Below are 19,928 nucleotides of genomic sequence, written 5' to 3' on the forward strand. Positions count from 1 at the left end.
GCTTTATCCACAGCCTTGAAGTAGGGGATCGACGCTTGCGTGCACCTTCGTCACAGTGGGGTGCATGAAACAACACATCCCTTCGAGTACCCGTACCGTTGGAGCATCAGCGGCGGGGGCCAGTAGTGCTCCCATCATCGTGTGGGTTGATGACCAAGCGCTTGCTGCCGAGGCCATGAACGCTGCAGCTGCTACAGGCAGGCAGGCGGTCCGCATCGATGATCCGGAGCGCGCGAGGGCGCTGTGGCGTAGAGCCCATGCCGTCATTGTTGACGCGACAGCAGGGCACATCGTGCGTGGTCAAGGGTGGGAGCGTCATCCGCGCGTGATTCTGCTTGGTGCGGAGCATGGGGAGCCCGAGTGGAAGCTCGCTGCGTTGCTGCATACCGAGGCTGTGTTTCGCGTGCCTGCGGAAACACCTGATCTGCTGCGACTGTTGGGGCATAGTTCGGGCGAGGCGCTCGGCAATCAGCGCAGTGAGGGCAGCCGCATCACCGTGGTCACGGGTGCCGGTGGTGGGGTCGGAGCAAGCACATTTGCTTGTGCCCTTGGTTTTCGCTGTTCAGGTTTTGTTGTTGACGCAGCCTACCCGCTGGGCCGCCTCGACCTCATCTGTGGGCTCGAAGAACACCCCGGGATGCGGTGGGACGACTTAAGCGGCAACACGCAAGGCCTTGATGCTGCAGAGCTAGCTGCCGCAGCTATCACCCACGATGGGTGCTCGTTCTTGACCGGCGAGCACCCTCCTGCGGCGAGGGTGTTTCGCGACGTCATTGATAGCGTCGAAAACTACCCGGGGCATTGCATTATCGACATGCCGTGGCACTCTCCGTGGCGCGATAAAGTCCTAGCTGCTGCAGATGATGTCGTGGTGGTGGCGCCGGCAGAGCTGCGCTCCAGTTTGTTGCTCAAACAGCAGGTAGAGGCGCTTAATGCTCTGTCCGTGGAGCATGTGGTGGTCGCGACCCATAGGGGATGGTCGGGGCTGAGCGGGGCGGACATAGAAAAAATAGCTGGAGCTGAGGTGATAGCGGAGTATCCGCATTCGCAGTCGCTGGCCAAACGCATCGAATTGGGTGGGGCACGTTCGTGGCCGCGACCCATGCTCCGCGCAGTGGAGGCAGTGCTATGAGCCCACGCACGCGCACCCCCCGAAGCACGCACCAAGCGGGGCCTCAAGAAGGACACAGGGTCAACGAGGAACTGGTTGACCGCATCGTTAGAAGGATTGCTCACGAGGTAGGTCTGAGTGCTACCGGAGAGCTTGCGGCTGCTCGCCGCGCAGAAATCATCCGAGAAGAAGCCGGCGTGATCAGCGACCACGCGGTGTTAGAACTTCTGCGAACGTTGCGTCACGAATCCGAAGGCATTGGAGCACTGGAGCCACTTCTATCGCTGCAAGGGCTCACAGACATCGTGGTCAATGGGCCCGACGACGTGTGGTTTGACCGAGGCCAAGGCATGGAGAAAAGCCCACTGGTTTTTGAAGATGAAGCCCACGTGCGCTCCTTGGCCACCCGCCTAGCCTTGGCATGTGGCAGGCGACTAGACGACGCAGCCCCCTACTGCGATGGTCGCATCCTGCGGGATGACGGCAGTGCCATTCGCGTGCATGCTGTGCTGAGCCCACCGGCAGACGGAGGCACCTGCATCAGCCTGCGTGTACTTCGTTCAGCGCGCCTGGGGCTGGGCGACCTTTTGGATAAGGGCATGATGCCCGAGGGCGTTGCCGCACAGCTCGCCGATATTGTGCACAATCGCCAGGCCTTCCTGATCGCTGGTGGAACCGGCAGTGGAAAGACCACGCTGTTGGCAGCCATGCTCACAGCAGTCGCCCCCACCGAGCGCATAATCTGCATCGAAGATACCGCGGAACTCAGCCCCACGCACCCCCACGTTGTCACCATGGTGGCGCGCAACAACAATGCGGAAGGAACAGGAGAAATCACCCTATCCGATTTGCTCAAACAAGCACTACGCATGAGGCCCGACAGGATTGTGGTGGGGGAAATCCGTGGGGCAGAAGTCGTCGATTTGCTGGCGGCGCTCAATACGGGGCACGAAGGGGGAGCCGGAACCCTTCACGCCAACAGCATCCACGAAATACCCGCACGAATCGAAGCCCTCGCGGCACTAGGTGGGCTCGACCGCGAAGCCGCTCACGCTCAGCTGAGTGCAGCAGTCGACGTTGTCATTTCGGTAGCGCGCACCCGCGAGGGCCGCATTATCGACGAAATCGGACGGATCGAGGGACCCCCTTTGCGCATCCGCAGCATATGGAAAGCAGGTGAGACAGAGTATGAACACCGCCTTGGGTAGCGCTGAATCGACATTGTTGCCGGCACTCGCCTGTGCTGCAGCGCTGCTGATTGTTCACGGCGCGCCGGCAGGACGAATACAAAGCCAGCAGCGTGCAATCGATCAAAGACTCATCGTCATCCCCATGGCGGCCCTAGGGGTGGCGAGCCCATTGCCTATCAGCGTGGTTGCCGCTTTGTGCATAACAGGCCTGAGTATTCATGCCTGTGCCACCGCATTGTGGGCTGCCCAGCGCCGAGCCACCCAAGCCCGTGAAGCATCCACCATATTGGGACTTCTGCGTGCTGATGTTGATGCCGGCGCCACCTTTGGTGAAGCACTCAAGGTAGCCGCCGAACAAACCGGCAATGCCGCATGCGCCACAGCAGCAGCGCACGCACATCACCCAGCCAAAGCCGCCGCGGCACTAGCCGCAAGTGAACAACCCGATATCGCACGGCTCGGCAGAGTGTGGAGCAGCACTCACACCCACGGAGTGAGTCTGCACGCCGTGCTGACCCAACAACAACACCAAGTCGATGCCTGGCTGAATCGAAGAAGCAGCACCCAAGCCGGTGCCCAGGGAGCACTAGCGACCGCACTAACACTCAGCGTGCTCCCCGTAGCTGGCATTGCACTTGGTCACGCGCTCGGAGCCGATCCCATCGGCTTTCTCAGTGGAGGGGGAGTGGGGGCACTAGTTCTCCTACTCGGAGTGACCTGCGATGCGATCGGCATCTACTGGTCCACCCGGATCATTCTAAAAGCGACCACAAAGAAAGGGCACTGATGACCCTGACCTTCAGCTTCCTATGTACTGCCGCCGGACTCGCGGTCTTCCCACACGCACACTCCGCCCATCGGATGAGCAACCGCGCGCGTGACGGACCAACGCCCCCATCGCTGGATGAAGCCGCAGACATCGAACTATTCGCCGCATGTTTGGACAGCGGACTCGCCATAGTCACCGCCGCTGCCATCGTAGCCACAGCAATTACCCCTGCAGGTAGTGCGCCGGAAGTGACGAACCGATGGCACACCCTGGCACGGCTGCTCAGCCTCGGCGTGCCCGCTGACAAGGCATGGGCCTCGTTCGAAGGGCCTGGGGCTCACGAATTGGTGCAACTCGCGCGGATGCACGAACGCAGAGGAGTACGGATCGCTGAAGGGTGCCGTCGAATCTCAGCCCGACTGAGACAGGACGACAACGATGCAGCGGTCGCCACTGCGGAACGCGCCGGGGTACTCATCGCAGCACCACTAGCACTGTGCTTCCTGCCAGCATTCATGCTGCTGGGGCTCGTGCCCGTGGTGGTAGGGCTCGGGCGCACCATGTTCGGCCTATAGCCGCCTGGTTTGGTAGCCCAAGGACCGGACAACTTACAACGACAACCCAACGACAATCAAAGGAGACAAACGATGAACATCAACGAACACACGAGCACGACCGGCTTTCCGAACAACGATCCGATCGCGCCGGGCGCCCCGCAGAACAAGCAGCGATCAGCCGGGAGCACGACCGGGCAACGCGGAGGCGTGTGGAGGAGCTGGCACGAAGAAGCTGACGGCATGACCACCATCGAATACGCCATGGGCTCGCTTGCAGCAGCGGCACTAGCAGCCGCACTGTACGCGGTGGTCAGCGGTGGAAAAATATCCAAAGCCCTCACCGATATCGTCATGCAAGCCCTGAACTCCGTGAGCTAAACCCCGTAGATGGTCACGCTTGAAGCCGCACTGTCGCTCAGTGGACTCGTGGCTGTTTTTGTGCTCATGATCGGTGGAATCGCCATGGGCGCGTCCTACATAGCCGCCATTGATGCGGCCGGGATTGCCGCCCGCGCACACGCAATCGGCGAACCCTTACCGACCAGCTTGGGAGACAAAGACATCCGCATCAACGACGACGGTGCGTGGATACACGCCACGGCAACCATAGGACGCATGCACTACACCGCCCACTACCCGAAGGAGGATTAACCCAGGTGGAACGCTCCGACGACACTGCCCACACACCGCCACCAGAGGCTGGGGATTCTGGCTACGCTAGCGTGACCACGGCCGGTCTCCTAGCAGCACTCGTCGCAGTGATGCTGACTATTGCTGCTGCAATAGGGCACGTCGCGGAGCGCCACATCCACCAAGTAGCAGCGGACCTGGCAGCAGTAGCAGCTGCACAGGCACTGTGGTCACCTACTCAACGCGACCCCTGCACTAGCGCACATCAGGTGGCGGACGCCCACGGTATCAGCATCGACACCTGCACTATAGACGGACTCGACGTCATTGTTAGGACTTCGCGGGCACAGTCGCGGGCAGGCCCAATAGAAGACGCAACACAAAAATAGCCCCAGCCTTGTGCAGCGGCTGATTGCCGTTACCGCACTTGGGGGATTGGATACAGGAAGGGCAACCGGCTGAGCAATCACAGTGCTCCACCCGCTCCAACGTTGCGGAAATCCACTCGCGAAAACGCTCGTGACCGGCATCGGAAAAACCAGCTCCTCCGGCATGCCCGTCATAGACAAACACCGTGGGCATACCTGTGTCTGCGTGGACAGCCGTCGAGACACCACCGATGTCCCAACGATCGCATGTTGCAATCAACGGCAACAAGCCAATGGCTGCATGCTCCGCAGCATGCAGCGCGCCCGGGATATCGGGAAGCGCCGCGAGCAAACCCGGGTCGATCGTGTACACAACCGCCCTAGTAGACACCGTGCTGGGAGGCATGTCCAGGGCAATCATTTGCGAGCCATTGGGTGCAGGGATCACCCCGCTGCCATCACGAAGCTTCCGGACATAGCCGACAACACGATCGGTGACTTCCACGTTGACGCACGCCAATTCCACCCCCGGCGCAGGCGTAGATACCGCTACCTGTTCAGGGGGATCGATGATGCGAATATCAGTCGTTGAACGCGCAAAAGTTGTCCACTCCGGGCACTGCGCGTGAACCATTGCCAAGCCTTCGTCGAGATCCAAAGAGTCAACAACAAAAGTCTCACCCCTGTGCACATACACAGCCCCCGGATGCACTTGCGCTGGTGCTCGACCACTGTCCACGGTGCCCAACACCCTTCCAGTGTCCTCAACGATCAACACCTGGGAGGACTGGCCGCGCATCTGAACATGCCCATGCGCACCCGGTTCCCGAGCAAAGACCCCGCGTGACCGCCGAACAAGCAGCCCCTCCGCAGCCAACTCGTCGATGACATCTGGAAACTCGGCTGCCTCCTCGAGCGACAAGGGAACCTCGCCTGCAGCACACCACAAATGCCCCTTGAGGATGAAAGGGTTGAGGGGATTAAAAACGCTCCGCTCAACCGGTGTTCCCAACAATCTATCCGGGTGGTGAACCATGAACATGTCCATCGGGTCATCGCGAGCAACCAACACCACCAAAGAGCCCTGGCCACGACGGCCAGCGCGACCAGCCTGTTGCCAAAAACTCGCGACCGTACCCGGGTAGCCAGCGCAGACGACAATATCCAGCCCCCCGAGGTCAATACCTAACTCCAATGCGTTGGTTGCCGCCACGCCCATCAGCTGACCCTCGTCCAATGCGCGTTCGAGGGCACGGCGCTCCTCTGGAAGATAGCCAGCCCTATAGCTCGCCACCGGGGCGTCCGTTAACTCCTGGACATGCAACGCCACCTGCTCTGCCTGACGCCGCGAACGGGTGAAGCAGAGCGTGCGCGCGCCCTCGTCCACAGCGGTAGCCATGAGCCGCGCGGCGTCAGCGGAAGCGGAAATGCGCTGCGACACTAGCTCGCCGACCCCTGGCGTTCCGGCCTGATCATCCTTCAATCCGGGCTCCCACAGCATGATCGTGCGGGGACCTTGGGGCGAGTGGTCCTCCTCGATAGCCAATACGTCCCGCCCGCCCAGACGCTCGGCATGCTCTGCGGGGCCGTTGATGGTTGCAGACGCGAACAACAACACCGGCGAGGAACCATACCGCCTGCACACCCGCAGTAAACGGCGGATCAGCCACGACACGTTCGCGCCAAAAAGTCCGCGGTAGACGTGCGCTTCATCGATGATGACGAAGCGTAGATTACGCAGCAGGCGCGCCCACTTTTCATGATTGCCCAGGATCATGTGCAGCATGTCGGGATTGCTCAGAATAAAACGGGCCTCGTTGCGGATAGTCGAGCGGGTGTGTGCGGGGGTATCGCCGTCATAGAGGGCCACCACCACCCCCGGTGCGTTGATTCTGTTGAGTTTGCGCAGTTGGTCCGCGCCCAGGGATTTTGTTGGGCTGAGGTAGATGGCGCAGGCGTGTTTGTCGACGCTGAGGGTGCACAGGACGGGCAGTAGGTAGGCCAAGGATTTACCGGAGGATGTGCCCGTAGAAATAATGACGTCGCGTCCGTTAAAGGCGGCTTCAGCGAATTGGGCTTGATGGGTGTACAGCTGGTTGCCGTCGACGATGTCTTTGAGCCAGGGGGCATCGTCGGCCCATTCCGGCCAGGGCGCATAGGAGGCTGCACGAGGTGGGATGGTGTGCATGTGCGTCACGCGTGAGTCCGGAAGACTATCGGCGAGTATTTTTCCGATCTCTTCACCAAAAAAAGGGTTTTTGTCGACCACCTGTCAAACTTTCTTTTATGCCCTGAGCAGCAGCTTAGTAATTATTTTCATTATTGGGGTGTTTTTTGCTGGCTTTTCATGACACACTAGACCCAGGCTAGTAATTTTTGTTATCACGAATCATCGGGGTAGACGGAATCGCTGTGCCTAGCACCACCTGAAGTATGGGCGGTGCTGTACAACGAAGATTAAGAAGGTATTGCAATGGCACAGGGAACTGTGAAATGGTTCAACGCGGAGAAGGGCTACGGCTTCATCGCTCCCGCTGACGGTTCTGCGGACGTTTTCGTCCACTACTCCGAGATTCAGGGCAACGGTTTCCGTAGCCTGGAAGAGAACCAGCTCGTCGAATTTGAGGTCGGCGAAGGTGCTAAAGGCCCCCAGGCTCAGAACGTCACCGCTGTCTAAAAACAGCTGACGTGAGCTTGTCAAAGCTGCGTGGTGAGAAATCACCGCGCAGCTTTTTTATTATTACTGTGTAGTCTGTGTAGGACACTTCACTAAAAGACGTTAGGCAACAACTCGTGGCACAGCAGCAAGCAGGAACTAAACGCCTGGTCATTGTCGAGTCGGCGACAAAAGCGAAAAAGATCGCCCCTTATCTGGGCAGCGACTACATCGTGGAAGCCTCGGTGGGACACATTCGTGACCTCCCCCGTGGAGCTGCCGACGTGCCCGCCAAGTACAAAAAAGAAAAGTGGGCCCGCCTGGGTGTCGACGTCGAACACGACTTTGCACCCCTGTATGTGGTGAGCCCCGACAAGAAGAAAAAGGTTGCCGACCTCAAGGCGAAGCTCAAGCAGGTTGACGAGCTCTACCTCGCTACAGACCCCGACCGCGAGGGCGAAGCAATCGCATGGCACCTTCTCGAGGTGCTCAAGCCTAAGGTTCCAGTTCGCCGAATGGTGTTCAACGAAATCACCAAGCCGGCTATCCTCGCGGCGGCGGAAAACACTCGAGAGCTCGACGACAACCTGGTTGATGCGCAGGAAACCCGCCGCATCCTCGACCGCCTCTACGGCTACGAAGTGTCGCCGGTGCTGTGGAAGAAGGTCATGCCTCGTCTGTCCGCCGGCCGCGTGCAGTCCGTCGCTACCCGCGTGATCGTAGAGCGCGAGCGTGAACGCATGAACTTCACCTCCGCCGAATATTGGGACATTGTTGCCACATTCGATGCCGGGGGAGTATCGACCGCCACCAACCCCTCGCAGTTCGATGCGCGTCTGACCGCCGTAGACGGCTCACGCGTTGCTGCTGGCCGTGATTTCGGTGACGACGGTAAGCTCACCGCGGCCGCAACTAAAGCCGGCGTTATTATTGTGGACAAACAGCGCGCCGAATCCCTGGCGAACTCGCTTGAGGGGGCGTCCGCCACCGTCGACTCGGTTGAGGAAAAGCCCTACACCCGCCGGCCCTACCCGCCGTTTATGACCTCAACGCTGCAGCAAGAGGCCGGGCGAAAACTCCACTACACCTCCGAGCGCACCATGCGCATCGCCCAGCGACTGTACGAAAACGGCCACATCACCTATATGCGTACCGACTCTACGTCGCTGAGCCAGTCAGGTATTGACGCCGCGCGCGCCCAGGCCCGCGAACTCTACGGGCCCGAATATTTGTCGCCGCAGCCGCGCCAGTACACCCGCAAGGTCAAAAACTCGCAGGAAGCCCACGAGGCTATCCGCCCCGCGGGCGAGCGCTTCAGCACACCCGAACAGCTGCGAGGCGTACTGGACGCGGAAGAGTACAAACTCTACGAACTGATTTGGCAGCGCACGGTAGCCTGCCAGATGGCTGATGCCAAGGGCATGTCAGTCAAGGTCTCTATCAGCGCCAACGAATGCGAATTCAGCGCAACCGGCCGCACCATCGTCTTCCCCGGTTTCCTGCGTGCTTACGTCGAAACCAGCCGCACCGCTGACGGACGCGACGTCGCAGATAATGCTGAAAAGCGCCTGCCTTTGCTGGACGAAGGCCAAAAACTTGATGTGCTGAACCTCTTGGCGGACGAGCACTCCACCAACCCGCCTGCGCGCTACACCGAAGCCTCATTGGTGAAAAAGATGGAGGACCTGGGTATCGGCCGCCCGTCAACCTACGCCTCCATCATCAAGACCATTCAAGACCGCGGCTACGTCTACTCCCGCGGCAATGCTCTCGTTCCCAGCTGGGTGGCGTTCGCTGTGGTCGGGCTGATGGAATCCTCCTTCAGCTCCCTGGTGGACTACGACTTCACCTCCTCCATGGAAGACGAACTCGACGAGATCGCCGCGGGGCAGGAAAACCGCACGGAATGGCTCAATGGCTTCTACTTCGGTAATGACAAAGCCAGTGACAACATGGCTGATACCATCGCCCGCTTGGGCGGATTGAAGCACCTGGTGGGCGACAACCTTGAGCACATCGACGCCCGGGAAGTGAACTCCCTGCGCCTGTTTGATGACTCCGAAGGGCGCCCGATCATCGTGCGCGTCGGCAAGTTCGGCCCCTACCTCGAACGGGTCGTCGGCACCGATTCGGAGGGCAACCCTGAGCACCAGCGCGCAAACCTACCCGATGCAATGACCCCGGATGAACTCGATCTCGAGACCGCCGAAAAACTCTTCGCCACCCCACAGTCGGGCCGCGAATTGGGCCGCAACCCCGCCAACGGTCGCATGATCGTCGCAAAGGAAGGCCGCTTTGGTGCCTACGTCACCGAACTGGTCACCGATGAGGAGAAGGCCGGCGCCCTGAAGGTTGCAGAAAAGGTCGTCGCAGACGAACGCGCAGCCGAAGACGCGCAGCGCGCAGCAGAAGGTAAGAAGCCTAAGAACTGGGAAACCAAAACCGCTGCTGCAGCTAAAGAAAAGCGCATCAACCAGGTCATCGAGGAAACCCTCAAGCCTGCGACAGCATCACTGTTTAGCAGCATGGAGACCGCCACGGTCACCCTGGATGAGGCACTCAAACTGCTGAGCCTTCCTCGTGAGGTCGGCATGGACGGTGAAGAAATGATTACCGCCCAGAATGGTCGCTACGGCCCCTACCTGAAGAAGGGTAGTGACTCCCGCAGCCTCAGCAGCGAGGAACAAATCTTCAGGATCACCCTCGACGAAGCCAAGAAAATCTACGCCGAACCCAAGCGACGCGGGCGTGGCGCGACGTCAGCAAGCGCACTGCGCACCCTCGGGCTCAACGACGTGTCCGGCAAGCCGATGGTCATCAAGGATGGGCGCTTCGGCCCCTACGTTACAGACGGCACTACCAATGCCTCCCTCCGTAAGGGCGACACCCCCGAAACCATGACTGACGCCCGCGCATGCGAGTTGCTGAGCGAACGCCGCGCAAAGGCACCCGCAAAGAAGACCACCAAGCGGACGGTCAAAAAAGGCCGGAAGACCACGAAAAATGCTGCAAAAAAGACCTAATGGCCTTGCGCTAGCAGCAGGTCGCGGTGATGTGCTTGTAGCCTGGTGATCGCCAGGTTCTAAGCGCCTGCGGGGTTGATCCCACTTAGGGGTACTTAGGGTGTTAGGGGTCACTGTGTGCTAGCCTCAGTGCCAAGTGATCGGAAATCAGGTCACACCCACATCGAGTGCGGTTGCCACTACCGCACCCAAGCTTTTAGGAGTGAAGCCTTTTATGACCTACCCCAGCGCACCACAGCCCCAGCAGCCGGACAACGGCATGATGAAGCCCAACAACTTCCTCATCCCCAACATCCTGGCAACGATCTTCTGCTGCCTCCCCGGTGGCATCGTCGGCATCATCATGTCGCTGAAGGTCGACAAGCTCTACAACGCGGGCGACATTGTTGGTGCACAGCAGGCATCCAAGACCGCTAAAACCTGGATGATCGTCAGCATCGTCCTCGGCCTGGTTGCCTCCATCGCTTACTTCATCGCTATGTCGATGGGGCTGATGGCCACCACTGCAACCGGCTACTGATCCTTTCGTAACGTAGCCGCAACTTTATTGGCACTGTCGTGAGTATCAGACTGACGCTCAAACATATCGCTCCCATAGCGATCGGCGCTGTGGGAGCTTTGTGCGTTCACATGGCCAACCCCACCGTGCCCGGCGGGGCCATCCCCACATGCCCATCCAAGGCACTATTTGGGGTGTGCTGCCCCGGGTGTGGCACCTCGAGGATGATCTATTCGCTGACCAACGGCGATATCGCTGCGGCGATCCATTACAACGCCGTGGCGTTGACATTCCTTGTTGTTCTGGCGTGGACCTGGGTTGCGTGGGTCGCGCGTGACAACGGCAAGCAATGGGCTGGGATAGGGCAGTGGAAACACGCAGCCAGTGTCACGCTTGCGATAGTCGTGGTGTGGGGGGTTATAAGAAACCTTCCCTTCGAACCCTTCGCCAGCCTGTGGGTGTAGGGATGGCGGAATAAAAAAGCTGGGCGCTACCGATATCGGTAGCGCCCAGCTTTTTGGGGATGATCAGTTTTTTAGATGGAGCCCAATGCGTTGGTCACAAAGCTGGTTGCAGAAGAACCTGCGTGGAGGATCTGGCCGAGGAAAGCGTTGATGGCGATGATGATGTTGTCGAAGATCTGTGCGGGATTCATGATGCTCCTAGAGGGAAGGTAAAAAGTACAATTACTGCCCACACTATCGGCAGCAACCAGCAAAACGTAACATTTCAGCCACATTTCATATAAACAAGCTAGTAAAAAGCCTGCGTGTTCTGATAGCTTGGAACACGAGCTTGTAACATTTTTAACTCTGTTTACATCTGGTAGGGACTTTTCATGAAAAAATTCGCGGTCACCGCGCTTCTGACTGCCGCACTCGTTGCCGCAGCTCCCAGCGCACATGCAATGCCGGCAGCCGAGCTAGCGGGCGACACCCCACGAGCAACCGTCACCATCGGCGAAAAAGCTCTCGACAAAGACCCCACTTGGCGTGAGACAGTCAAGAACTACCCCGGCCGAGTCAAGGAAGTATGGGCGCACTCGCCCTCCATGAACCGCGACATCCCCTTGCTGGTCATCACCCCGGCGGATAACTCCGTTCCCCGCCCCATCCTGTACATACTCAACGGTGGTGACGGCGGCGAAGGCCGCGCAAACTGGGTTGCTCAGACTGACATCATCAACTTCTACCTGGACAAGAACGTCAACGTCGTCATCCCGATGTCTGGCAAGTTCTCCTACTACACCGACTGGGTAGGCGAGAACGCATCCCTCGGTGGCAAGCAGATGTGGGAAACCTTCATGACCAAGGAACTCCCCGAGCCCCTCGAAAAGGCACTGGGCGCCAATGAGAGGCGCGCCATCGCGGGTATGTCGATGTCCGCAACCACCACCTTGCTCTACGCAGAGCACCACCCCGGTTTCTACGACGCAATCGGCTCCTACTCCGGTTGCGCACAGACCAACGATGGCCTCGGCGAATTCGGCGCGATGCTGACCCTCAACCGCGGCAACGCCACCCTGGAGCAGATGTGGGGCCCCAAGGGTTCCCCCAACCGCATCTACAACGATGCCCTCATCAACGCCAACAAGCTCAGCGGCCCGATGTACATCTCCAACAGCTCCGGCCTGGCCGGGCACTGGGACCTCTACGCTAGCCCCCGCACCGGTGGTGACTCCTCCAACGTCGCCACCCAGGTGATCAACGGCGGCGTCATCGAAGGCGTGACCAACGTCTGCACCCACGACCTCAAGGCGAAGCTTGACGCCGCGGGCATCCCTGCCACCTGGAACTTCCGACCCATGGGCACACACTCCTGGGGCTACTGGGAAGACGACCTGCGCGACTCCTGGGCAGTGTTCGCACCCGCCCTCGGTGTCTAAGCAGCATTCGATCCAGATTGCGTCAACCCCCGCAGCGTGAGCAACACTGCGGGGGTTTTGCTATGCGCAACCCTAACGCGTATTCGCCCCCAACGCATCTGCTGCTAGTACAGTCTTCAAAGGTGAGCCGAAAAACCCCCATCCCCGGGACCACGGACCGATACACCTGGATCGATTTCAACCTCGGATTCCACGTCCGACACTACGACCTCGAGCTCGACTATCGAGTAGTGAACAACCGACTAGCCGGCACCGCCACACTCACGATCGACAACTACCGTCCGTTGAAGACCCTCACCCGCGACATGTTCGATGACCGCGTCTACAAGTGGGGCGCTATCGCCGTCCACGTCTTGCGCCGCCACATGGGTGACGAGGCCTTTTTTGCTGCGCTGCGCGCCTATGTCGCCGATGGCCGCCATGGAGTCGTCGAACCCATCGACCTGCGCAACCATCTGTCGGCCCAGTCCGACGCGCTCATCGACGAACTGCTTAAGCAGTGGATTTACAGCCGGGAGCTGCCGCAACTATGAGGTATCTGACAATCGCAACCGCCTTGGCGGGAATTTCCGGTTTTGTCGTAGTGATCGTCGCCGCATGGGCGTTGGGTGCAGATGCGGAACTCACCGCAGACTTCAGCGCCTACTGGGGCCTGTTTTTCACCGGCACTGGCGTGCTCACGGGCTTCATGCAGGAAACAACGCGTTCTGTATCGGCCGCGAGGATTTCTCAAGTGATGACGCCGCGGGACACCGCGCACCCTGTGCGTTTGGCGTGGATGGTGGGTGCGGTGCTTGCCGCCGGTATCGCGCTATCGTCGCCAGTATGGATGGGGCAGATCGTTTCCCATTCTGTTGGGCTCGGCGCAGGACTATTGGCCGTGGGGTTGGGAAGCTATGCGGTGCAGGCCGCTGTCGCTGGTGTTTTGTCCGCTCACCAACTATGGCCCCAGTATGCGTTGCTCATTGGGGCGGATTCTGCAGTGCGCATGGTCGCTGCCGTGGGCGCGTGGTTGGCGGGCTATGAACTCGTGGCGTTCATGATTATCACCGTCATGGGCGCGGCCTCCTGGATGTTCCTGGCGGCGCTGTCCGCCCCCGTGCGTGAAGCGATGAAGAGCACCGCGGACTGCGCGACGGGGGTGTTCATGCGACGCAGCCTGACCGCCATGGCCGCAGCAGGCGCAACGGCAGTGCTGATCGTTGGTTTCCCCACCCTGGTGAAATTCACCAACCCTGACACCACCGGGCAAGCCATCACTGCCGCCGGCGTTGTTTATGCCGTGATGCTCACCCGCGCTCCGCTGCTTGTGCCACTGCAGCAATTCCAATCGGCACTCATCGTGCGCTTCGTCGACAACCGGCACCGCCTGGGCCAAGCACTCAAAGGACCCCTGGCCATCGTGTGGGCAGTCGGCAGCGCGGGAGCACTCACTGCATGGTTGCTTGGGCCCTGGCTCATCATGGTGGTGCTACGCAGAGACACCTTTGCCGTACCCGGTTGGGCATTAGCCGCCTACACCATTGGTGCCGCATGCACCGCGACCATGATGGTGGTGGGTACCGCCTGCATAGCAGCCGAAAAACACGGCCTGTATCTACTGGGCTGGGTTGTCGCCACCCTCATCGCCATAGGGGCTCTGATGCTGCCCTACAGCCTCGCCATCAATGCCATACTCGCGCTGACCGTGGGGCCCCTGGTCGGCACCATTGTGCAAAGCATTGGCTTGCGCCGCTAGACCACCCATTTAGCCAAAGGCGCTAGAATCAGCCACCATGAAGACTTTGCTGGTCACCGGTGGCGCCGGATTTATTGGAGCCAATTTCGTTCGACTCACCCTCGACAAATACCCCCAGTACAAGGTGATTGTTGTCGACAAACTCACCTATGCAGGCAACCGCGCCAACCTCCCACTCGACGGTGACCACGGGGCGGGCGACTACTCCGACCGGCTCGAATTTGTCCACGGCGACATTTGCGACGCCGCACTCATTGACGGACTCGTGCAGCGATGCGACGTCATCGTCCATTTCGCCGCGGAAAGCCACAACGACAACTCCCTGGCCAACCCCCGGCCATTCGTCGACACCAACATCATCGGCACCTTCACCCTGCTCGAAGCAGCACGCAAGCACGACAAGCGCTTCCACCACATCTCTACCGATGAGGTCTTCGGAGACCTCGAACTCGACGACCCCAACCGCTTCACCGAAAGCACCCCCTACAACCCCTCCAGCCCGTATTCCTCAACAAAGGCAGGCAGCGACCACCTGGTGCGCGCATGGATCCGCAGCTTCGGGCTCCAAGCAACCATCTCCAACTGCTCCAACAACTACGGGCCCTACCAGCACATCGAAAAATTCATCCCCCGACAAATCACCAACATCTTGTCCGGCCGCACCCCCAAGCTTTATGGCACAGGGGAACAGGTCCGCGACTGGATTCACGTCGATGATCACAACACCGCCGTCCACCTCATCCTCGAACGCGGAACAATCGGCGAAACCTACATCATCGGCGCAGACAACGACCACGTCAACAACAAGCAGGTCATCGAAATGATCTGCGAACTCATGGACGCCCCCGGCTACGAACACGTCGCCGACCGCCCTGGCCACGACATGCGCTACGCCATGGACTCCACCAAGCTCCGCCGCGAACTCGGTTGGCAACCCCAATACACCGACCGGGACCTGCGCGACGGACTCACCCACACCATCCAGTGGTACCGCGACAACACCGACTGGTGGCAAGGCGCAAAAGAACAGGTTGAAAACACCTACGCCACCCGCGGCCAATAACCGACCGCAGGCATCACAACACCAAGGAAACACACATGTTCGGCAAAGAGCTCACGCGCACCCACACCCCCATCGAAGGCCTCGATGTTTTCACGCTGCCCGTCCACGGCGACAAACGCGGCTGGTTCAAAGAAAACTGGCAACGGGAAAAAATGCTCGACTTTGGGCCTGTGCAAAACAACATGTCCTTCAATGCTAAAGCCGGGGTCACCCGCGGGCTTCACGCCGAACCATGGGACAAGCTCGTCTCCGTCGCCACTGGCGAAGTCTTCGGCGCCTGGTGCGACCTACGAGAAGGAAGCCCCACCTACGGGCAGACCTACACGCACACCATTGACCCCAGCGTTGCAGTGTTTGTGCCCCGCGGCGTCGCCAATGGATTCCAAGCACAAGTCGACGGCACCGTCTATTCCTACCTCGTCAACGACCACTGGTACCCAGACGCGAAATACTACTTCGTCAACCTCGACATGATCGACTGGCCCATCAGCCTCGACCAGGCCGAAATTTCCGACAAAGACCGCAACCACCCGCAGTTGGCTGACGCCACCCCCGTGCCGCCCACCACCACCCTCGTCATTGGCGCAGGCGGGCAACTTGGCCACGCACTCCGAGATCTCCTCGGAGATAGCGCCGAATATTGGGACCGATCCACCCTCGACATGGGGGCAATCGACTACGACACCCTGAAAGGCATGCGTAACTGGCATCAAGTTGGCACCATCATCAACGCAGCCGCCTACACAAAGGTTGACGCCGCGGAAGACGAAGGCCGCGCAGACGCCTGGGCCACCAACGCCCGCGGCGTCGCCACTCTCGCTCGACTAGCAACGGAACACCATATTCGCCTCGTGCACGTCTCCAGCGACTACGTCTTCGATGGCACCCAAGACATCCACGACGAAGAGGAAGCATTCACACCGCTCGGTGTCTACGGGCAGACTAAAGCCGCGGGAGACATCGCCGCAGCGACCTGCCCCAACCACCTCATCATCCGCACCAGCTGGGTCATCGGCCACGGCCGCAACTTCGTTGGAATCATGCGCGACCTGGCCGCACGCGGCGTCAACCCTCGAGTTGTCGACGATCAGATAGGCCGCTTGACCACAGCCGATGAAATCGCCCGCGCCATCGTCCACCTCAACACACTCGGCGCAACAGGAACGTTCAACGTCAGCTGCGCCGGCGACCCCGTTAGCTGGGCCGACATCGCCGCTGAAATCTTCAAAAAGGAAGGGCGAGACCCCCAAGACATCACCCGCGTCAGCACCGAAGAATTCGGCGCAGCAGCACCCCGGCCGCAGCACAGCACCCTCAATCTGGCGAAACTCCAAGCCACTGGCTACGAGCCCAGCGACTGGCGAGTGGTAATTTAAGCCCTTATGAAGGGCATTATCCTCGCCGGCGGATCAGGCACCCGGCTGTATCCGATCACCAAAGGCATCTCCAAACAACTGATGCCGATCTACGACAAGCCCATGGTTTACTACCCCCTGACCACCTTGATCCAAGCCGGCATTCACGAGATCCTCATCATCACCACCCCGGATGATCGCCCCCAATTCGAACGCCTTCTAGGGGATGGCCACGAATGGGGACTCAACCTCAGCTACGCCGAACAGCCCAGCCCCGACGGACTCGCACAAGCCTTCATCATTGGCGAAGAATTCATTGGCGAAGACTCCGTTGCCCTTGTCCTCGGCGACAATATCTTCGACGGACACCAACTCAGCCACAGCCTCGCAAGCCTCGGCGAGCCACAAGGCGGCACAGTATTCGCCTACGAAGTATCCGATCCAGAGCGATACGGCGTGGTTGAGTTCGACGACAGTATGCGCGCCGTATCCATCGAAGAAAAACCCACCCACCCCAAGTCCAACTATGCTGTGGTCGGTCTCTACTTCTACGACAACAACGTCGTCGACATCGCTAAAAACATCACCCCCTCCGAACGCGGCGAGCTCGAAATCACCAGCATCAACGAGGAATACCTGAAGCGCGGTGCACTAAAAGTTCACCGCCTCAGCCGAGGTGACGTGTGGCTAGACACCGGCACCATCGATTCCATGAGCGAAGCCAGCGCCTACGTAGAAGTTCTACAAAAACGCACCGGGACCATCATCGGAAGCCCGGAAGTCGCCGCTTATCGCGCCGGACTTATTGACGCCGCGCAACTCGAACGATGCGCAGAGGCACTGATGAAATCTGGCTACGGCGCCTACCTCAAACGAGTAGTCAACTAGGACAGACGGCTACCGTGTGACGGCCTTCAGAATTGCGCGGGCAAGACGGTAGTAGCCGGCATAGCCCGCCGCAGCCAGCCGAGACGTCGAGATCGGCCCGAGGAAGGGATTGTCCACGCTGTAATCCATCCGCTCGAGGAACTCCACTGGGGAGATATTGTGCTCCACGCGCCGGCGGAAGACCATGATCTCCGGCAAAGCCTTGATAAGCAACCGTGTTGACTTCACCTTCAACCCCAAGCGGCCCTGCTTCGCGGCGATCAGCCATAAACCCAAGCCAACCCCCACCAACTGGGGTGCCAGCACCGCGATCACAGATGCCGGCCACGTGCCCATGATGAAAGCCAAGCGGTTGCGTTCAATATACAGCCACTTATAGTCTCCTTTTTCGTAGTCGTATTCGTGGTGCACCCGGGCGCCATGCAGCAACCCGATCCGGCCCCCCGCCAACAACAATCGCGCCGAGAAATCAGTGTCCTCGTGGTACATGAAATACAGCGTTTCCATGCCGCCGAGACGCTCCCACCAGGAACGACGCACGGCCAAACACGCCCCAGACGCAATGGAAATATCGCTAAAGCCTTCTCGGATCTCACAGTGTGAGCCATACCCATTGACCCAACTCAACCCAGAAATATGGAGCGCATTCCCGGCGGAATTTACTGTCTCATCCGGCAACACCAGGTAGGGCATCCACGCATCGAGCTCCGGTGCGCCCTTCCGCACAACATCCAGGAGATTGCCATCCTCGACATAGGTGTCCGGATTTAAGAAAAACAGGACATCGACGTCACCCGCAGCCTTCGCCCCCACATTGCAGCCGGCCGCAAAACCACCATTATCGTGCTCAATGATCTCCAAGGAGCCAGCATGCGTCAGCTCACGCAGACGCGCACCCACCGCGGCGTCAAAACCCCACGGCTTTTTGTTATCTACAATCACCACGCGATCCCCCGAACGTAACTGAGGAACAAAAGACTCCACCAAACGGGGAATCAACCCCTCATGCCCATAAGAAACAATCACGATGCCCAGGCGATTATCCATTCCACCAAGCATAGTGACATCCGGAGGCAATCCCACCACGCAGGGCCCGGAGCGGCTAGAGTAGACAACCATTATGGACAATAGCGACACCTGGCTGATCATCCCCTGCTACAACGAGGGATCGGTCATTAAAGACGTCATCGAAGGCGCCCGAGAAACATTCCCCAACATCGTGGCAGTCAACGATGGCTCGGCAGACAACTCCGCCGAGCAAATTCACGCTGCGGGCGCACACCTAGTCAACCACCCCGTAAACCTCGGACAAGGCGCGGCGCTACAAACCGGTGTTGAATACGCGCGCGCCCAAGCCGGAGCCCGCTACTTCGTCACCTTCGATGCCGACGGCCAGCACCAAGTCAAAGACGTCGTCGCGATGCTCGAACGCCTACGGAGCGAAGACGTTGACATCATCGTCGGAACACGCTTCGCCGGACCGAAAAAAGACGACGACCAAGTGCCGCTGATCAAACGGATCGTGCTGAAAACGGTCGTGTTGCTGTCCCCGCGAACCCGCAGGCTAGGACTCACCGACGCACACAACGGCTTGCGTGCCTTCAACAAAAAAGTCGCGGATGAACTCAACATCCGCATGAACGGCATGAGCCACGCCAGCGAATTCGTCGCCCAGATGGACGAAAAAGGCTGGAAAGTCAGCGAACAGCCAGTAGACATCCTCTACACCGAATACTCCATGAGCAAAGGCCAATCGCTGATCAACGGCGTCAACATCCTGTCCGACGGACTGCTAGCAAGGAAACTTCCATGAGCCAACAACTAATCATTCAACTCATCCTGCTCATCGCCACCGCAGGGCTGGTGGTGTACTTCCTTGGCAACCGCCGGAAGGCACGCGCGAAAGCCGGCGTGAAACTCGGATTCCTGGTGTTTATCTTCGCCTGCGTCTGGGCCATGCTGCGCCCCGAAGACCTCACCAAGGTTGCAAACTTTGTGGGCGTCGGTCGCGGAACAGATCTGCTGCTCTACGGACTCGTCGTAGCCTTCATGTTTACTACCCTGAGCTCCTACATCCGCTTCCGTGAACAAGAACTTCGCTACGCACGATTAGCACGCGCTGTCGCCCTCCAAAATGCGGTAAAGCCTGAGGATCAGATAAGCTAGGTCCCTGCACACGACCTCGTAGGGAGCATC

21 protein-coding genes and 1 pseudogene are annotated in these 19,928 nt (G+C 59.5%); 20 read left to right on the plus strand and 2 right to left on the minus strand.

Annotated features, from left to right (window positions below; all coding sequences use genetic code 11):
• Positions 1 to 64 precede the first annotated feature (64 nt).
• The 7 genes from ssd (at position 65) to CARG_RS09770 (ending at position 4,646) form a co-directional block, all read left to right on the plus strand.
• The gene (gene ssd, locus CARG_RS00645) at positions 65 to 1,132 is read left to right on the plus strand and encodes a septum site-determining protein Ssd (protein ID WP_020975452.1); all 1,068 of its coding nucleotides are present in this window, start codon (positions 65 to 67) and stop codon (positions 1,130 to 1,132) included.
• Positions 1,129 to 2,319, plus strand: a complete 1,191-nt coding sequence (locus CARG_RS00650; RefSeq protein ID WP_020975453.1) for a TadA family conjugal transfer-associated ATPase — start codon at positions 1,129 to 1,131, stop codon at positions 2,317 to 2,319. The genes ssd and CARG_RS00650 overlap by 4 nt, the downstream gene beginning before the upstream one ends.
• On the plus strand, positions 2,300 to 3,088 hold the full coding sequence (locus CARG_RS09480) for a type II secretion system F family protein (protein WP_020975454.1): 789 nt from the start codon (positions 2,300 to 2,302) through the stop codon (positions 3,086 to 3,088). The genes CARG_RS00650 and CARG_RS09480 overlap by 20 nt, the downstream gene beginning before the upstream one ends.
• Positions 3,088 to 3,645 carry a type II secretion system F family protein gene (locus tag CARG_RS00660; protein WP_020975455.1) on the plus strand — a complete coding sequence of 186 codons (558 nt, stop codon included), beginning with the start codon at positions 3,088 to 3,090 and terminating at the stop codon, positions 3,643 to 3,645. Before CARG_RS09480 ends, CARG_RS00660 begins: the two co-directional genes overlap by 1 nt.
• A gap of 222 nt (positions 3,646 to 3,867) precedes the next feature.
• Positions 3,868 to 4,005 carry a DUF4244 domain-containing protein gene (locus CARG_RS09765; protein WP_081761682.1) on the plus strand — a complete coding sequence of 46 codons (138 nt, stop codon included), beginning with the start codon at positions 3,868 to 3,870 and terminating at the stop codon, positions 4,003 to 4,005.
• Between the two features lie 9 nt (positions 4,006 to 4,014).
• Positions 4,015 to 4,278 carry a hypothetical protein gene (locus tag CARG_RS09985; protein WP_020975457.1) on the plus strand — a complete coding sequence of 88 codons (264 nt, stop codon included), beginning with the start codon at positions 4,015 to 4,017 and terminating at the stop codon, positions 4,276 to 4,278.
• 5 nt (positions 4,279 to 4,283) lie between these two features.
• Positions 4,284 to 4,646, plus strand: coding sequence for an Rv3654c family TadE-like protein (locus tag CARG_RS09770; RefSeq protein ID WP_144198440.1), 363 nt, complete (start codon positions 4,284 to 4,286; stop codon positions 4,644 to 4,646).
• On the opposite strand, the gene CARG_RS00675 is transcribed toward CARG_RS09770, so the two are convergent.
• Positions 4,588 to 6,894: a DEAD/DEAH box helicase gene (locus CARG_RS00675; RefSeq protein ID WP_020975458.1), complete on the minus strand. Its 2,307-nt coding sequence runs from the start codon at positions 6,892 to 6,894 to the stop codon at positions 4,588 to 4,590. The two genes, CARG_RS09770 and CARG_RS00675, sit on opposite strands and share 59 nt — an antisense overlap.
• A 204-nt stretch (positions 6,895 to 7,098) precedes the next feature.
• Here CARG_RS00675 and CARG_RS00680 point away from each other — a divergent pair, with 204 nt between their 5' ends.
• From CARG_RS00680 to rfbA, 11 genes and pseudogenes are all read left to right on the plus strand, one after another.
• On the plus strand, positions 7,099 to 7,302 hold the full coding sequence (locus CARG_RS00680) for a cold-shock protein (protein WP_020975459.1): 204 nt from the start codon (positions 7,099 to 7,101) through the stop codon (positions 7,300 to 7,302).
• A 116-nt stretch (positions 7,303 to 7,418) separates the two neighbouring features.
• The gene (gene topA / locus CARG_RS00685) at positions 7,419 to 10,304 is read left to right on the plus strand and encodes a type I DNA topoisomerase (RefSeq protein WP_020975460.1); all 2,886 of its coding nucleotides are present in this window, start codon (positions 7,419 to 7,421) and stop codon (positions 10,302 to 10,304) included.
• 214 nt (positions 10,305 to 10,518) lie between these two features.
• Complete coding sequence (locus tag CARG_RS00690) at positions 10,519 to 10,824, plus strand: CD225/dispanin family protein (protein ID WP_020975461.1); 306 nt, start codon at positions 10,519 to 10,521, stop codon at positions 10,822 to 10,824.
• A gap of 110 nt (positions 10,825 to 10,934) precedes the next feature.
• The gene (locus CARG_RS09485; RefSeq protein ID WP_081761569.1) at positions 10,935 to 11,267 is read left to right on the plus strand and encodes a DUF2752 domain-containing protein; all 333 of its coding nucleotides are present in this window, start codon (positions 10,935 to 10,937) and stop codon (positions 11,265 to 11,267) included.
• A gap of 374 nt (positions 11,268 to 11,641) precedes the next feature.
• Positions 11,642 to 12,688: an alpha/beta hydrolase gene (locus tag CARG_RS00700; protein WP_020975464.1), complete on the plus strand. Its 1,047-nt coding sequence runs from the start codon at positions 11,642 to 11,644 to the stop codon at positions 12,686 to 12,688.
• A gap of 122 nt (positions 12,689 to 12,810) precedes the next feature.
• A pseudogene (locus CARG_RS10660) lies at positions 12,811 to 13,002 on the plus strand (M1 family metallopeptidase); the annotation flags it as partial.
• Positions 12,994 to 13,221 carry a M1 family aminopeptidase gene (locus CARG_RS10665; protein WP_407637012.1) on the plus strand — a complete coding sequence of 76 codons (228 nt, stop codon included), beginning with the start codon at positions 12,994 to 12,996 and terminating at the stop codon, positions 13,219 to 13,221. The pseudogene CARG_RS10660 and the gene CARG_RS10665, both read left to right, overlap by 9 nt.
• Complete coding sequence (locus CARG_RS00710) at positions 13,218 to 14,426, plus strand: hypothetical protein (protein WP_020975466.1); 1,209 nt, start codon at positions 13,218 to 13,220, stop codon at positions 14,424 to 14,426. Before CARG_RS10665 ends, CARG_RS00710 begins: the two co-directional genes overlap by 4 nt.
• A gap of 37 nt (positions 14,427 to 14,463) precedes the next feature.
• Positions 14,464 to 15,489 carry a dTDP-glucose 4,6-dehydratase gene (gene rfbB, locus CARG_RS00715; RefSeq protein WP_020975467.1) on the plus strand — a complete coding sequence of 342 codons (1,026 nt, stop codon included), beginning with the start codon at positions 14,464 to 14,466 and terminating at the stop codon, positions 15,487 to 15,489.
• A gap of 35 nt (positions 15,490 to 15,524) precedes the next feature.
• Positions 15,525 to 16,865, plus strand: a complete 1,341-nt coding sequence (locus CARG_RS00720; RefSeq protein ID WP_020975468.1) for a sugar nucleotide-binding protein — start codon at positions 15,525 to 15,527, stop codon at positions 16,863 to 16,865.
• 6 nt (positions 16,866 to 16,871) lie between these two features.
• Positions 16,872 to 17,732 carry a glucose-1-phosphate thymidylyltransferase RfbA gene (rfbA, locus tag CARG_RS00725; protein WP_020975469.1) on the plus strand — a complete coding sequence of 287 codons (861 nt, stop codon included), beginning with the start codon at positions 16,872 to 16,874 and terminating at the stop codon, positions 17,730 to 17,732.
• A gap of 9 nt (positions 17,733 to 17,741) precedes the next feature.
• Here rfbA and CARG_RS00730 read toward each other — a convergent pair whose 3' ends face one another.
• Positions 17,742 to 18,779 carry a glycosyltransferase family 2 protein gene (locus tag CARG_RS00730; protein ID WP_041747220.1) on the minus strand — a complete coding sequence of 346 codons (1,038 nt, stop codon included), beginning with the start codon at positions 18,777 to 18,779 and terminating at the stop codon, positions 17,742 to 17,744.
• A 73-nt stretch (positions 18,780 to 18,852) separates the two neighbouring features.
• On the opposite strand from CARG_RS00730, the gene CARG_RS00735 reads away from it, so the two are divergent.
• Entirely contained in the window at positions 18,853 to 19,545 is a 693-nt protein-coding gene (locus CARG_RS00735; RefSeq protein ID WP_020975471.1) for a glycosyltransferase family 2 protein, read from the plus strand.
• The gene (locus CARG_RS00740) at positions 19,542 to 19,898 is read left to right on the plus strand and encodes a DUF2304 domain-containing protein (RefSeq protein WP_020975472.1); all 357 of its coding nucleotides are present in this window, start codon (positions 19,542 to 19,544) and stop codon (positions 19,896 to 19,898) included. Before CARG_RS00735 ends, CARG_RS00740 begins: the two co-directional genes overlap by 4 nt.
• Positions 19,899 to 19,928 lie beyond the last annotated feature (30 nt).

Source organism: Corynebacterium argentoratense DSM 44202 (assembly GCF_000590555.1).
Lineage (GTDB): Bacteria > Actinomycetota > Actinomycetes > Mycobacteriales > Mycobacteriaceae > Corynebacterium > Corynebacterium argentoratense.